General features: G+C 69.3%; 11 protein-coding genes. 10 read left to right on the top strand and 1 reads right to left on the bottom strand.

Annotation, left to right across the window (positions count from 1 at the left end; translation table 11 throughout):
• Window positions 1–62: 62 nt before the first annotated feature.
• The 4 genes from AC1DYD_RS32630 (at window position 63) to AC1DYD_RS32645 (ending at window position 4,256) form a co-directional block, all read left to right on the top strand.
• Window positions 63–905 carry a glycosyltransferase family 2 protein gene (locus tag AC1DYD_RS32630; protein ID WP_478176888.1) on the top strand — a complete coding sequence of 281 codons (843 nt, stop codon included), beginning with the start codon at window positions 63–65 and terminating at the stop codon, window positions 903–905.
• Between the two features lie 23 nt (window positions 906–928).
• Window positions 929–1,900: a UDP-glucuronic acid decarboxylase family protein gene (locus AC1DYD_RS32635; RefSeq protein ID WP_478176889.1), complete on the top strand. Its 972-nt coding sequence runs from the start codon at window positions 929–931 to the stop codon at window positions 1,898–1,900.
• 4 nt (window positions 1,901–1,904) lie between these two features.
• Window positions 1,905–3,275 carry a UDP-glucose dehydrogenase family protein gene (locus tag AC1DYD_RS32640; protein WP_478176890.1) on the top strand — a complete coding sequence of 457 codons (1,371 nt, stop codon included), beginning with the start codon at window positions 1,905–1,907 and terminating at the stop codon, window positions 3,273–3,275.
• A 237-nt stretch (window positions 3,276–3,512) separates the two neighbouring features.
• On the top strand, window positions 3,513–4,256 hold the full coding sequence (locus AC1DYD_RS32645; protein WP_478176891.1) for an SGNH/GDSL hydrolase family protein: 744 nt from the start codon (window positions 3,513–3,515) through the stop codon (window positions 4,254–4,256).
• On the opposite strand, the gene opgC is transcribed toward AC1DYD_RS32645, so the two are convergent.
• On the bottom strand, window positions 4,233–5,378 hold the full coding sequence (opgC, locus tag AC1DYD_RS32650; protein WP_478176892.1) for an OpgC domain-containing protein: 1,146 nt from the start codon (window positions 5,376–5,378) through the stop codon (window positions 4,233–4,235). The genes AC1DYD_RS32645 and opgC overlap by 24 nt on opposite strands.
• Before the next feature lie 128 nt (window positions 5,379–5,506).
• Here opgC and AC1DYD_RS32655 point away from each other — a divergent pair, with 128 nt between their 5' ends.
• From AC1DYD_RS32655 to AC1DYD_RS32680, 6 genes are all read left to right on the top strand, one after another.
• Entirely contained in the window at window positions 5,507–11,479 is a 5,973-nt protein-coding gene (locus AC1DYD_RS32655) for an alpha-2-macroglobulin family protein (RefSeq protein WP_478176893.1), read from the top strand.
• A 76-nt stretch (window positions 11,480–11,555) separates the two neighbouring features.
• Window positions 11,556–11,831: a DUF2277 domain-containing protein gene (locus AC1DYD_RS32660; RefSeq protein ID WP_478176894.1), complete on the top strand. Its 276-nt coding sequence runs from the start codon at window positions 11,556–11,558 to the stop codon at window positions 11,829–11,831.
• Between the two features lie 14 nt (window positions 11,832–11,845).
• Window positions 11,846–12,250 carry a PaaI family thioesterase gene (locus tag AC1DYD_RS32665; protein ID WP_478176895.1) on the top strand — a complete coding sequence of 135 codons (405 nt, stop codon included), beginning with the start codon at window positions 11,846–11,848 and terminating at the stop codon, window positions 12,248–12,250.
• A gap of 49 nt (window positions 12,251–12,299) precedes the next feature.
• Window positions 12,300–12,893, top strand: coding sequence for a class I SAM-dependent methyltransferase (locus tag AC1DYD_RS32670; protein WP_478176896.1), 594 nt, complete (start codon window positions 12,300–12,302; stop codon window positions 12,891–12,893).
• 108 nt (window positions 12,894–13,001) lie between these two features.
• On the top strand, window positions 13,002–13,634 hold the full coding sequence (locus tag AC1DYD_RS32675; RefSeq protein ID WP_478176897.1) for a LysE family translocator: 633 nt from the start codon (window positions 13,002–13,004) through the stop codon (window positions 13,632–13,634).
• Between the two features lie 107 nt (window positions 13,635–13,741).
• Window positions 13,742–14,647, top strand: a complete 906-nt coding sequence (locus AC1DYD_RS32680; RefSeq protein WP_478176898.1) for a polysaccharide deacetylase family protein — start codon at window positions 13,742–13,744, stop codon at window positions 14,645–14,647.
• Window positions 14,648–14,675: the final 28 nt, after the last annotated feature.

A 14,675-nucleotide genomic window follows, 5' to 3' on the forward strand; every position in this document is an offset into this window, starting at 1 on the left:
GCTTTGCGCTTACGGATTCGGGTGAACCCTGACTCTGAAGCTGCCACCAAGCGCCGAACACCATGGAAAACCTTCGCTGCGTCGTCGTCATCCTGACCTTCAATTCCGCGTCGATCATTCGCGAGACGGTGACTCAGGCAAAAAAAGCGAGTCCGCACGTCTTCGTGGTCGACTCGCATTCGACGGACGGCACCCCCGCGATCCTCGAGGCGCTGGGTTGCACGGTGATGCAGCGTCCGTTCTCGAACTACAGCGACCAGCGCAACTGGGCCATCGCGCAGATCGAGCAGTCCTTCGAATGGCAGCTCCACCTCGATGCCGACGAAGTGCTGGACGATCGCGCGGTCGCCGAAATCAGCGCCCTGTTGGCCGGCCGACCCGCCTTCGATGCCTACCTGATCCGTCGCCGCGACTATTTCATGGGCAAGATGCTGCGCTTCAGCGGCGTCAACCCGTGGCACCTGCGGCTCTTCCGCTCGGGGCAGGGCCGCTGCGAGTCACGGCTCTACGACCAGCACTTCATCAGCAGCGCCAAGCCGGGCCGGCTCGACGGCTTCATGCACGACAAGAACTCGGCCCGTCTTGCCGACTGGATCGCCAGCCACAACCGCTGGAGCGATGCCGAGGCGAAGGAAAAGCTCGGCCCCCGAGTCGCCGCCGACAACGTCCTGCAGCCGCGCCTCATGGGCGATGCCCGCGAGCGCACCCGCTTCATCAAGGAGCTGTACTACAAGCTCCCGACGGGGGTTCGCTCGCTCAGCTATTTCGTCTACCGCTACGTGTTCCGTCTCGGCTTCCTGGACGGCACGACCGGCTTCTACTTCGCCTTCTTCCAGGCGCTGTGGTTCCGCATGCTGGTCGACGCGAAGATGTACGAGCAACGCCATCAGCAACCATCGAACTGACCTACCAGGAAGTGACTACGCGAATGCGCAATTACAACGCCTCCAAACGGATGCTGGTCACCGGCGGCGCCGGTTTTCTCGGCAGCCACCTGTGCGACCGGCTCCTCGAGCAGGGCCACGACGTCCTGTGCGTCGACAACTTCTTCACCGGCACCAAGCGCAACGTGGAGCACCTGCTCGACCATCCACGCTTCGAGCTGATGCGCCACGACGTGACCTTCCCGCTGTACGTCGAGGTCGACGAGATCTTCAACCTCGCCTGCCCGGCCTCGCCGATCCACTACCAGCACGATCCGGTGCAGACCACCAAGACCAGCGTGCACGGCGCGATCAACATGCTGGGCCTGGCCAAGCGCGTACGCGCCAAGATCCTGCAGGCCTCGACGAGCGAGGTCTACGGCGACCCCGAGATCCATCCGCAGGTCGAGGCCTACTGGGGCCGCGTGAATCCGATCGGCCTGCGCAGCTGCTACGACGAAGGCAAGCGCTGCGCCGAGACGCTGTTCTTCGACTACCACCGGCAACACCAGCTGCGCATCAAGGTGGTGCGCATCTTCAACACCTACGGGCCGCGCATGCACATGAACGACGGCCGCGTGGTGTCGAACTTCATCGTCCAGGCCCTGAAGGGCGAGGACATCACGATCTACGGCGACGGCCAGCAGACGCGCAGCTTCTGCTATGTCGACGATTTGCTCGACGCGATGCTGCGTATGATGAACACTGGCGATGAGCTGCCCGGACCGATCAACATCGGCAACCCGGGCGAGTTCTCGATGCTCGAACTGGCCAACAAGGTGATCGAGCTCACCGGCTCCAAGAGCAAGCTGATCCGGATGCCGCTGCCCGCGGACGATCCCAAGCAGCGCCGGCCCGACATCTCGCTGGCGCAGAAGGCGCTCGACGGCTGGGCGCCCAGGACCCAGCTCGAAGAGGGCCTGAAGAAGACCATCGCCTACTTCGACCAGATTCTTTCGGAACCCAACGCGGCTTGAACGCATGAATATCTCGATCATCGGCACCGGCTACGTCGGCCTGGTCACCGGCGCCTGCCTGGCGGACATCGGCAACAACGTCTTCTGCCTCGACCTCGACCCGGACAAGATCGCAACGCTCAACGCGGGCGGCATCCCGATCTACGAGCCGGGCCTGGCCGAGGTGGTGGAGTCGAACGTGGCGGCGAAGCGGCTCAGCTTCTCGACCGACATCGAGGCCTCGGTGGCGCACGGCGACATCCAGTTCATCGCCGTCGGCACGCCACCCGACGAGGACGGCAGCGCCGACCTGAAGTACGTGCTGGCCGCAGCACGCAGCATCGGCAAGTACATGAACGGCTTCAAGGTGGTGGTCGACAAGTCGACCGTGCCGGTGGGCACGGCCGACCGCGTCAAGGCCGTGATCCAGGAGGAACTCGACAAGCGCGGGCGCTCCGACCTGCGCTTCTCGGTGGTCAGCAACCCCGAGTTCCTGAAGGAAGGCGCGGCGGTCGACGACTTCATGCGGCCCGACCGGATCGTGATCGGCTACGACGACGACGACGACGGCCGCGAGGCGCTGGCCGCCATGCGCCGGCTCTATGCCCCCTTCAACCGCAACCACGAACGCACCCGCGTGATGGACGTGCGTTCGGCCGAGTTCACCAAGTACGCCGCCAACGCGATGCTGGCCACCCGGATCAGCTTCATGAACGAGCTGGCCAACCTGGCCGACCGCGTCGGCGCCGACATCGAGGCGGTGCGCCAGGGCATCGGCTCCGATCCGCGCATCGGCTACAGCTTCCTGTATGCCGGCACCGGCTACGGCGGCAGCTGCTTCCCGAAGGACATCCAGGCGCTGACGCGCACCGCGCGCGACAACGGGCAGGCGCTGCGGGTGCTCGAGTCGGTCGAGGCGGTCAACAACGACCAGAAGCACGTGCTGACCCAGAAGGTGCTGGCGCGCTTCGGCCCCGACCTCAGCCAGCGCACGTTCGCGCTCTGGGGCCTGGCCTTCAAGCCCAACACCGACGACATGCGCGAGGCGCCGAGCCGCGTGGTGCTCGACGTGCTGCTGCGCGCCGGCGCCCGCGTGGTGGCGCACGACCCGATCGCGATCGAGGAGACGAAGCGCGTGCTGGCGCTCGACTTCGCCGATGCGCCCGCGCTGCTCGAGCGCATCGGCTTCACGGCGACGAAGGACCCGATGGAGGCCCTGGCCGGCGCCGATGCGCTGATCATCGTGACCGAGTGGAAGGCCTACCGCAGCCCGAACCTCGAGCGGCTGAAGGCGCTGATGAAGTCGCCGGTGGTCTTCGACGGCCGCAATCTGTACGAGCCGGGCACCATGAAGGCTGCCGGCATCAGCTACCAGGGCATCGGCCGGAATAGTTAGCTCGCCCCCAGGTTGGGCTCACTGCGTGTAGCCCGCCCACCCCCTACCGGGGGCAACACCAGCGGCCCGGCGAAGCCGGTTCCGCGTGGCTGTTGCTCGCCCCCAGGTTGGGCTCACTGCGTGTAGCCCGCCCACCCCCTACCGGGGGCAACACCAGCGGCCCGGCGAAGCCGGTTCCGCGGTGTTCCACCAACAGGCCCGGCTGCGCAGGCCGGGCCCTGTGTTGGAATAACATCCATGTCGATGAAAGCTGCTGTCCGCGCCGCCCTGGTTTCGCTCGCATTTCTGAGCCCGCTGGCTTCGCAGGCCGGGCCGGATTCGAAGCCGGCCGAGACCGCAGCCTACCTTGCCGCCCACGCCCGCTGGCGCGGCGAACTCGACGCCTTCGCGGCCGCCGACCGGGAGCGCCCGCCGGCGCCCGGCGGCGTGCTCTTCGTCGGCAGCTCGACGATCCGGATGTGGTCCCGCCTGGCGCAGGACTTCCGGCAGCTGCCGGTGGTCGTCAACCGGGGCTTCGGCGGCTCGACCATGGCCGACTGCAGCCTGTTCGCGGCCGACCTCGTGGTGCGCTACAAGCCGCGGCTGGTGCTGGTCTATGCCGGCGACAACGACCTGGCCGAGGGCCGCACGCCGCTGCAGGTGCTCGAGAGCTTCGCCCTGTTCGCCAACACGGTGCGCGCCGGGCTGCCCGACACCCGCATCGCCTACATCTCGGTCAAGCCCAGCCCTTCGCGCGAGAAGCTGATGCCCGGCATCCGCGAAACCAACAACATGATCGGCGCCTATCTGAAACGGCTGCCCAACAGCGACTACATCGACATCTTCACGCCGATGCTGGACGCCGACGGCCGGCCCCGGCCGGCGCTGTTCCGCGGCGATCAGCTGCATCTCAACGACGACGGCTACCGGCTCTGGCAATCGGTGATCGCGGCGCACCTGCAGGAGCCGGCCCAGGCTTCAGTCGCGCAGGGCTCGAGATAGCGGCAGCGCCGGCGGCTGCTGCCGGTCGTCCCACCACAACGTGAGGCGGGCAACGCCGTAGAGCCAGGCGAACACCGCGCCCAGCAGCAGCAGGTCGCCCCACCCGGGCCGCGCCGTCTGGCTGTCGCCGTAGACCGCCAGCACCAGCAGCACCGCGACCAGGTGGGCGCAGAAGACCGGCAGCGATGCGCTGCCCAGGTCCTCGAGCCAGTGCAGGCGCGGAATCCGGCGCATGAAGGCCGGTCCGAAGCGGACCGCCACGATGCCCAGCGCCGCCAGGTTGACAAGCCGCAGCGGCCCGAGCTGCCACTTGTCGAACAGCAGGTTCAGCTCGACATCGCCGCCGAAAGGCGCCTGGCCGTTGATGCCATGGTGCCGCCACCAGAAGCCATAGAGCGCGGCCGAGCCGGCGAGCACCGCCAGCCAGGTCGGGATGCGCAGCGGCTGCGCGCCGGGCGCATTGCGGCCGGCGCCGATCCACAGGCCGGCGAACCACAGGAACTGCCAGGCGAAGGCGTTGAAGGCGCCCATCTCGTGGAAGGGCACCACCAGCCCGGTGTGGCGCACGGTCAGCCCATGGAGCCATTCGCTGAGCCCGAACTGCGCCAGCGCCCACAGGCTGGCGCTGGCGACCATCACGCCGGTCCAGCCATGGCGCAGGCCAAAGGCCAGCACCCACGGGCTCAGCAGCATGAAGAAGATGTACATCGGCAGGATGTCGAGCAGCGCCGGCTCGTAGATCAGCAGCAGCGCGTAGAGGAAGCCCTCGCGCGGATTGGCCAGGTAGAAGGACAGCAGGTTCTTGACCGCCGGCTGGTCGATGCGCAGTCCGACGGCCGAAATGACCGTGAAGAGGAACAGCAGCGTCGCGGCCTGGCTCAGGTAGACCTTCAGCGCGCGGCGCCAGAAGGCCCGCCGCATCGAATCGACGCCCTGGGTGCGCGCGATGCGGCTGTAGACCCGCCCCGACACGAAGGCCGACAGCAGCACGAAGCCCTCGGCGGCCGAGACGAAGCCGAAGGGCTGCCCGAGCGGATCCGTCAGGCGGGTCGGCAGGTGGGTGACGGTCATCAGCACGAGCATGAGCCCGCGCAATGCATCGATTTCCCAGTAGCGTTTCATCGGTCGACGTGGTCTGTGAGCGGTCCGCGCGAGACACGCACGACGAGCGCCGAATTGTAAGGAACGGGCCCGGGACCGGCCGCCGCCGCGGGGCAAATGCGGCTACGCTCGACGCGCTACGGATCTGGATGGAGGAACAACGCTTGAGACTGTCGACACCCGCCTTCTTGCTGGCTGCCAGCGCCTTTCTGGCCGCCGGCGCGGCGCACGCGCTGCAGATCACCAGCCTGACGCCGCAGGGCGAGGTCTCGCGCGTGCGCCAGGTGGTCGCCAAGTTCGACCAGCCGGCCGTGCGCTTCGGCGACCCCAAGGCCCCGGCCCCGCTGGCCGTCGCCTGCACCGATGCCGAGGCCGGCCGCGGCACCGGTCGCTGGACCGGCGAGAAGCAGTGGGTCTTCGATTTCGAGAACGACCTGCCGCCGGGCGTGCGCTGCACGGTGACGCGGGTCGCCGGCTTCCAGTCGGCCAGCGGCACCGCACTGACCGGCGCCGAGAGCTGGCGCTTCAACAGCGGCGGCCCCTTCATCCGCAACTGGCAACCGAGCTACGGCAAGATCGACGAGCAGCAGATCTTTCTGCTCGAACTCAACGGCCCGGCCACGCCCGAGAGCGTGCAGGAGAACGTCTGGTGCACGGCCAGCGGCATCGGCGAACGCATTCCCGTGAGACAGATCGACGGCGAGCAGCGTGCCGCGCTCCTCAAGGCCCTGGGCCGCGACAAGGAAGCCGAGAAGGCGCCGCAGCGCTTCCTGACGCTGCAGTGCAAGCGCACGCTGCCGCCGGCCGGCCGGGTGCAGCTGGTCTACGGCAAGGGCGTCGCGACGCCCTCGGGCGTGGTCAACAACGTCGAGCGGCGGCTCGGCTTCGAGGTGCGGGAGCCGTTCGCGGTCTCGTTCAGCTGCGAGCGCGAGAACGCGCGCTCGGCCTGCCTGCCGCTCAAGCCGATGGTGCTGCAGTTCAACGCGCCGGTGGCGCGCAAGCTGGCAGCGGCCATCGTGCTCAAGGGCGCCGGCAAGAGCTTCAAGCCGGAGTTCGACGACCACGCGGCCAAGGACGACGACGGCGTGGTCGAGTCGCTGCGCTTCGCCGGGCCCTTCGCCGAGCAGACGGCCTTCACGATCGAGCTGCCGCCGAAGTTCGAGGACGCCTCGGGCCGCCCGCTGGCCTCGCCCGACGCCTTTCCGCTCAAGGTCGCGACCGGCCTGATGCCGCCGCTGGCCAAGTTCGCGGCCGCGCCCTTCGGCGTGGTCGAGCGCCTGGCCGAACCCGGCGGCGTGGCGCTGATGCCGGTCACGGTGCGCCGCGTCGAGCCGGCCCTGCAGGTGCAGGCGCTGACACTGGGCGCCGCGCCGGGCCGGGTCAGCGACCTGAATCCGAAGAGCGATGCGGAGATCATCGCCTGGTTCCGCAAGGTGCGCCGCTACGACAACGACAGCGTGCCGCGCAAGCTGGCCGCGCGCGACGTCAAGGGGGCGCTGCCGAAGGTGATCGACAAGGACGACCGCGACAACGTCCAGACCCGCATGCTGTCGCTGCTCGGCGGCCAGGCCGGGGTGCGTGCGCTCGACATGCCGAAGGCCGAGGGCGGCGACCCGCGGCCCTTCGAAGTGGTCGGCATTCCGTTGACGCCCGGCTTCCACGTGCTCGAGATCGCCTCGCAGAAGCTCGGCGACGCACTGCTCGACGAGCGCTACGGCAGCGGCCGCACGATGTACGTGCGCACCACGGCGCTGGCCACCAACCTGGCGGTGCATTTCAAGCTGGGGCGCGAGAACGCGGTGGCCTGGGTCACGACGCTCGACAAGGGCCGCGTGGTCGCCAACGCCGCGGTCCGCGTGTCGTCCTGCGACGGCCGCGAGGTGGCGGCCGGCAGCACCGACGCCAACGGGCTGGTCCGCTTGTCCGGCCTCTCCGCCGACGCACCGTCCTGCGCCACCGACGGCGACGACAGCACCGGCGCCTACTTCGTCAGCGCCCGCGCCAGGGACGCCGATGGCGTCGAGGACCTGGCCTTCACCTGGAGCGACTGGCAGCGCGGCATCGAGCCCTGGCGCTTCAATGTGCCGACCAGCCTCGACCCCCGGCCCGACCGCATCGCCCACACGGTATTCGACCGGATGCTGCTGCGCGCCGGCGAAACGGTGTCGATGAAGCACCTGATCCGCACCCAGACACAGAAGGGATTCGGCCTGCCCGAGTCGCTGCCGGACACGCTGGTCGTCACCCATGCGGGCAGCGGCCAGCAGTTCACGCAGCCGCTGAAGTGGCGCAAGACCGCCACCGGCGGACTCAGCAGCGAGAGCAGCTTCGAGATCCCGCCGGCAGCCAGGCTCGGCGTCTACCAGGTCGCGCTGAGGAGCGGCAAGGAAAGCGGCACGAGCGCCGAGGAAGGCGGCCCGGGCAGCGATGCCACCGGCCAGTTCCGGGTCGAGGAGTTCCGCCTGCCGGTGCTGGAAGGCCGCATCGGACCCAGCGACGGCAAGCCGCTGGTGGCGGTCGGCTCGCTGCCGGTCGACGTGCAGATCAACTACGTGGCGGGCGGCGGCGCGGCGGCGCTGCCGGTGCGCGTGTCGGCGCTGGTGCGCGGCAAGCAGCCGTCCTTCGCCGACTTCGACGCCTTCAGCTTCGCCGCTCCGGGCAAGGACGCAGACAACGACCCGGCGAGCACGGACGAGGTCCGCGTGATCGCCGACAAGCTGCCGCTCACGCTCAACCGCGAAGGCGCCGGGAAGCTCACGATCGACAACATCCCGGTCGCCCGGGCGACGCCGCGCGAACTGCTGCTCGAGGCCAGCTACGCCGACCCCAACGGCGAGGTGCAGACACTGCGCAGCAGCCACACGCTGTGGCCGGCCGCGGTCATCGCCGGCATCAAGGCCGAGGGCTGGGTCTCGGCCAGCCAGAAGATCAGGTTCCAGGCCCTGGCGCTCGACCTTGCGGGCAAGCCCCAGGAAGGCGTGACGCTCAACGTGCGCGCCGTCGCCCGCATCACCACCACCAGCCGCAAGCGCATGGTGGGCGGCTTCTACACCTACGACAACAAGACCGAGGTGAAGGAGATCGGCACCATCTGCAGCGGCAAGAGCGATGTCCGCGGCCTGCTGCTGTGCGAGGTCGAACTCAAGGAGCCGGGCCAGGTCGAGCTGATCGCGAGCGCCACCGACAAGGACGGCCGCGACAGCCGCGCCGCGGCCACGGTCTACGTGACGCGCCAGGGCGAGCTCTGGTTCGGCGGCGAGGACCACGACCGCATCGACGTGCTGCCCGAGAAGAAGAGCTACCAGCCCGGCGAGGTCGCCAGGTTCCAGGTGCGCAGCCCGTTCCGCTTCGCCACCGCACTGGTGTCGGTGGAACGCGAAGGCGTGATCGAGACCCATGTGGTGCAACTCAACGGCCAGGATCCGACGGTCACCCTGCAGGTCAAGCCCGAATGGGGGCCGAACGTCTATATCAGCGTGCTGGCCTTGCGCGGGCGGCTGCGCGAGGTGCCCTGGTACAGCTTCTTCACCTGGGGCTTCAGGGCGCCACGCGAGTGGTGGACGGCCTTCTGGTACGAGGGCAAGGAGTATGTGGCGCCCACCGCGCTGGTCGACTTGAGCAAGCCGGCCTACCGGCTCGGCCTGGCCGAGATCCGGGTCGGCACGCAGTCGCATCGCATCGATCTCAAGGTGGCGAGCGACAAGCCCGCCTACCCGGTGCGCAGCCAGGCGCAGGTCACCATCACCGGCCGGCTGCCCGACGGCAAGCCCGCGGCCGGCGCCGAAGTCGCGGTCGCGGCGGTCGACGAAGCGCTGCTCGAGCTGCTGCCCAACGACAGCTGGAACCTGCTCGAAGCCATGCTGCAGCGGCGCGGCTGGGGCGTCGCCACCTCGACCGCGCAGATGGAGATCGTCGGCCGCCGGCACTACGGCCGCAAGGCCGTGCCCGCGGGCGGCGGCGGCGGCAAGAGCCCCACGCGCGAGCTGCTCGACACCCTGCTGCTGTGGAAGCCCGCAGTGGTGCTCGACGCCAACGGCCAGGCCACGCTGAGCGTGCCGCTCAACGATGCGCTGACCACCTTCCGGATCGTCGCTGTGGCCGATGCCGGCACCGGCCTGTTCGGCACCGGCCAGGCCTCGATCCGGGCCACGCAGGACCTGCAGATCATCAGCGGGCTGCCGCCGCTGGTGCGCGAGGACGACCAGTTCCGGGCCCAGATCACGCTGCGCAACACGACGGCGAATGCCATGAAGGTGGAGGCCACGCCGCGCGCGACGCTGCTCGCGCTCCCGCCGCAGACGGTCGAGATACCGGCCGGCGAGGCCCGCGAACTGGCCTGGACCGTGACCGCGCCCGCGCAGCTCGCGCAGACCCGCGCCGAGGCGATCCTGTGGGAGATCGAGGCCCGCGACACGCTGGGCGGCGCGCACGATGCGCTCAAGGTGCGCCAGCGCATCCTGCCGGCGGTGCCGCTGACGGTGCAGCAGGCGACCCTGGTGCAGCTCGACGGCCCGTTCACGCTCGACGTCGGCCCGCCGGCCGACGCCCTGCCCGGTCGCGGCGGCCTGCGGATGTGGCTGCAGCCGCGCCTGGCCGAAGGCCTGACCGGCGTGCGCGACTGGTTCGCCGTCTACCCCTATGCCTGCCTGGAGCAGAAGGCCAGCAAATCGATCGGCCTGCGCGACGGCAAGGCCTGGCAGGCGGTGCTGGCGCAACTGCCGACCTACCTCGACGGCGACGGCTTGGCCAACTACTTCCCGCCACGGGATGGCGAAGCGAACCGCGGCAGCGACATCCTGACCGCCTACCTGCTGGCCTCGACGCACGAGGCGGCCGCCATCGACCCGGCTTTCGCCTTGCCCGAGGCAGCCGGCGCGCCGATGCTGCAAGGCCTTGTCGCCTTCGTCGAGGGCCGCATCCAGCGCGAGTTCTGGAGCCCGCGCAAGGACCTCGACGTGCGCAAGCTGGCGGCGCTCGAGGCACTGTCGCGCTACGGCAAGGCGCAGGGCCGCATGACCGGCAGCCTCACGATCGCCCCCAACCAGTGGCCCACCAGCGCGGTGATCGACTGGCTGCAGATCCTGCGGCGGGTGCCCGATGTGCCGCAGCGCCAGCAGCGCCTCGACGAGGCGAACAACGTGCTCAAGGCGCGCCTGAGCTGGCAGGGCACGCGGCTCGCGTTCAGCACCGAGCAGGACGACAACTGGTGGTGGCTGATGGTCAACGGCGACGTCAACAGCGCGCGGCTGCTGCTCGCGGTGCTGGACGACCCGGCCTGGAAGGACGACATCGGCCGGCTGGCCAGCGGCTTCGTCGGCCGCCAGCAGAAAGGCGCCTGGCACACCACCACCGCCAACCTGTGGGGCGGAATGGCGCTGGAGAAATTCTCGAAGCGCTTCGAGAGCACGCCGGTCACCGGCATCACCGCGGCCAGCCTGGGCACGGCCAAGGCGCAGGTGGACTGGCGCAAGGTCGAGCGGGTGACGGCCAGCGACCCGGGCGGCGCGCCCCACCAGGCCAGCGCCTTCGGCGCACCCGCCTCGCCGGGCATGCTGCGCAACAACACGATGTTCCTTTCCTGGCCGGCCGGCGCGGTGCGCGACACGCTGCTGCTGACGCAGAGCGGCAGCGGCAAGCCCTGGCTCACGCTGCAGTCGCTCGCCGCCGTGGAACTCAAGGCGCCGTTCGCGGCCGGCTACGTGATCAAGAAGACCGTGACGCCCGTCGAGCAGGCGGTGCCGGGCGTCTACACGCGCGGCGACGTGCTGCGCGTGAGCCTGGAAGTCAACGCCAGCGCCGACATGCGCTGGGTCGCGATCACCGATCCGATCCCCGGCGGCGCCACGATCCTCGGCGGCGGCCTGGGCCGCGATTCGCAGATCGCGACCCAGGGCGAGAAGCGCTCGGGCAGCGGCTGGCCGGCCTTCGAGGAGCGCAGCTTCGAGGCCTTCCGCAGCTACTACGAATACCTGCCCAAGGGCGTGGTGAAGATGGAATACACCGTGCGCCTCAACAACGTCGGCGACTTCGCGCTGCCGCCGAGCCGGGTCGAGGCGCTGTATGCGCCGGAAATGTTCGGGGAGATGCCGAACGCCAGGGTCAAGGTGGAAGCGGCCAAGTAGGCGGGTGCGGGGTTGAGCTCGGGCTCGATCCTGCGCACACTGCGGGCTCGCCCTGCGGCCTTCACATGGAGACATGATGTGTAGAAGTATCAAGACCCTGTTCAACTTCGACCCGCCCGCCACCGAAGAGGAGATGCGCGCCGCATCGCTGCAGTTCGTGCGCAAGCTCAGCGGCTTCGCCCACCCTTCCAAGGCCAACGAGGCGGCCTTCGATCGCGCGGTGGAGGACGTCACGGCCGCGGCCCGCGCGCTGATCGAATCGCTGGTCACCACCGCCGACCCGCGCGATCGCGAGATCGAGGCGGCGCGGGCCCGCGCCCGATCGGCGCTTCGCTTCGGCGCCCAAGGCTGAGACAGGACGCCCGGATGCCAACCATCGAACAGATCCAGCAGATCCTCGAACCGCTGTTCCCGGGCCTGATGGGTGTGCGCCTGCTCGCGCTGGAGCCCGAGCGCATCGTCGCCGAGCTCGAGGTCCGTGCCGACCTGTGCACCGCCGGCGGCATCCTGCACGGCGGCGCCATGATGGCCTTCGCCGATACGCTCGGCGCCGTGGGCACGGTCATCAATCTGCCGCAAGGCAAGCGCACCACGACCACGGACTCCAGCACCAAGTTCATCGGCGGCGCGCGCGTGAACACCACGGTCGTCGGTGAATCGATCGCGCTGCACCGGGGCCGAACGACGATGGTCTGGCAGACCACGATCAAGTCCGCGGAAGGCAAGCTGTGCGCAGTGGTCACGCAGACGCAGCTGGTCATGGAGGCGTAGGTCGAAGGCGAATCGCCGGAGATCGCCGCAAGCCCAGGAAACGCAAGGCATGACGCGCTCGCCCAGGCCGACCGACCCCTGGCTCGAACGCTGGCTGCCCCTGCTGGCCGAGCGCGCCGGCTGCGCGCCGATCCTGGAACTCGGCTGCGGCAGCGGCCGAGACACCGAAACACTGGCCGGCGCCGGGCTGCGGGTCGTCGGCATCGATCTCCATGCCGAGGCCATCGAGGAGGCCCGTGCCCGCGCGCCCTCCGCGCAACTCCATTGCCTGGACATCCGCCAGCCTTTCCCCCTGCCCGCCGGCAGCGCCGGCGTCGTGGTCGCCAGCCTCTGCCTGCACTACTTCGACTGGCCCGAGACCCTGGCGCTCGCCGAGCGCATCCGGCAGCAGTTGCGACCCGGCGGCCTGCTGCTGTGCCGGCTCAATTCGACCCATGACTACCACCACGGCGCCCGGCGCGTTCCCGAGCCCGGAGACGACTTCTACAGCGTCGACGGCATCCCCAAGCACTTCTTCGACCGCGCCGCGGTCGACCGGCTGTTCGCCACGGGTTGGCGCATGCTCAGCGTGGAAGAACAGGTCGTCGAGCGCTATGCGCTGCCCAAGGCACTCTGGGAGGTCGTCCTTGAGCGCCATGACTGACACCGCGATCGATGTCGTCGCCGGAGACTCCCGCCAGGGTTTCGGATCGGCACCGTTTATATTGCACCGCAGGCCGGCGTCGCGGCGGCCCGTCACGCAAGGAACCACATGCCCACGTCCCTCCAGCTCTGGCTCGCCTTCGTCGCCGCATCGGCGGTGCTGCTGATCATTCCCGGACCGACCATCCTGACGGTCATCAGCTATTCCGTGGCGCACGGCAAGCGCGCCAACGTGCCGCTGGTGGCCGCGGTCGCGCTCGGCGATTCGACCGCGCTCGTGGTGTCGCTGCTGGGCCTCGGCGCCCTGCTCGCGACCTCGGCCTTCTGGTTCACCGCCATCAAATGGGTCGGCGGCCTGTACCTGCTCTACCTCGGCATCAAGCTGCTGCGCGCCGGCATTTCACCGGCCGTGCTCGCCGCACCCGCGGCACCCGGCTCGCGCTGGAAGCTGTTCGCCAACACCTACCTCGTGACCGCGCTGAATCCCAAGGGCATCGTCTTCTTCGTCGCCTTCCTGCCGCAGTTCATCGATCCGCGCGCCAGCGTGACGCATCAGCTCTGGGTGCTGGCCCTGACCTTCGTCGCGATGGCCGCGCTCAACGCCACGCTCTATGCGGTGTTCGCCGGATCGGCGCGCCGCTTGCTGGCCTCGCCGAGGGCGCAGCGGCGCTTCAACCTCGCCGGCGGCTCGCTGCTGTCGGCCGCCGGCGTCTGGGCCTTGCTGGCCCGGCGTCCGGTCTGATCGGCCAGGCGCGATCGCGGTACGGATCGCCGGGGCGGTCGGACACCGCCGAATCGGGATAATTCCTGTGCGCATCCGGCTTCCCGCCGCTGCCCCTGGAGACCCGAATGACTGCCCGCTACCTCGGCCCGCTGCCCGCGCACGGACGCTTCGACTACCTGCCGATCACGCGGCGCGCCGACCATGTCTGGCCCAACGGCGCCCGGCTGGCGGTCTACCTGGGCTTCAACCTCGAGCATTTCGCCTTCGGCGAAGGCATGGGCGCATGCATCGGGCCGACGCATCCGCATCCGGACGTACTGAACTATTCCTGGCGCGAATACGGCAACCGCGTCGGTGCCTGGCGCTGCCTCGCGCTGTTCGACAGCCTGGCGCTGCCTTCGAGCACCCTGCTCAACACCGCGCTCTACGACCACTGCCCCGAGCTGGTCGCCGCCTCGGTGGCGCGCGGCGACGAACTCATCGGCCACGGCCACAGCAACTCCGAACGCCAGGCCGACATGGCCGAAGCCGACGAAGCGGCCCTGCTCGCCGACTGCCGCGAGCGGATGCGCGTCGAAAGCGGCCAGGCCCCGGCCGGGTGGCTCTCGCCCTGGATTTCCGAGAGCCGCCTGACGCCCGACCTGCTGGCCGAGGCCGGGTACCGCTACAGCCTCAACTGGTGCCACGACGACCAGCCGACTCGCATGCGCACGCGCAGCGGCCGCACGCTGTGGTCGGTGCCCTATCCACAGGAGCTGAACGACATCCCGATGATCATCGCGCGCCAGATGGACGCCAAGGACTTCGCCGCCATGGTCATCGACAACGCCGACGAGATGCTCGAGCAGTCGCGCCGCCAGCCGCTGGTGATGGGCCTGGCACTGCATCCGTACATCGTCGGCCAGCCCTACCGGCTGCGGCACCTGCGCCGCGCGCTCACCCATCTGGCGCGCCTGCGCGACCACGGCGATCTGTGGTTCACCACGCCGGGCGAGATCTGCCGGCACATGGAAACGCTGGAAAGCCGGTGATCAAGCCCGCGTCGCTCGTGCTGGCGCT

The sequence above is a fragment of the Variovorax sp. P4_B11 genome (assembly GCF_056402355.1).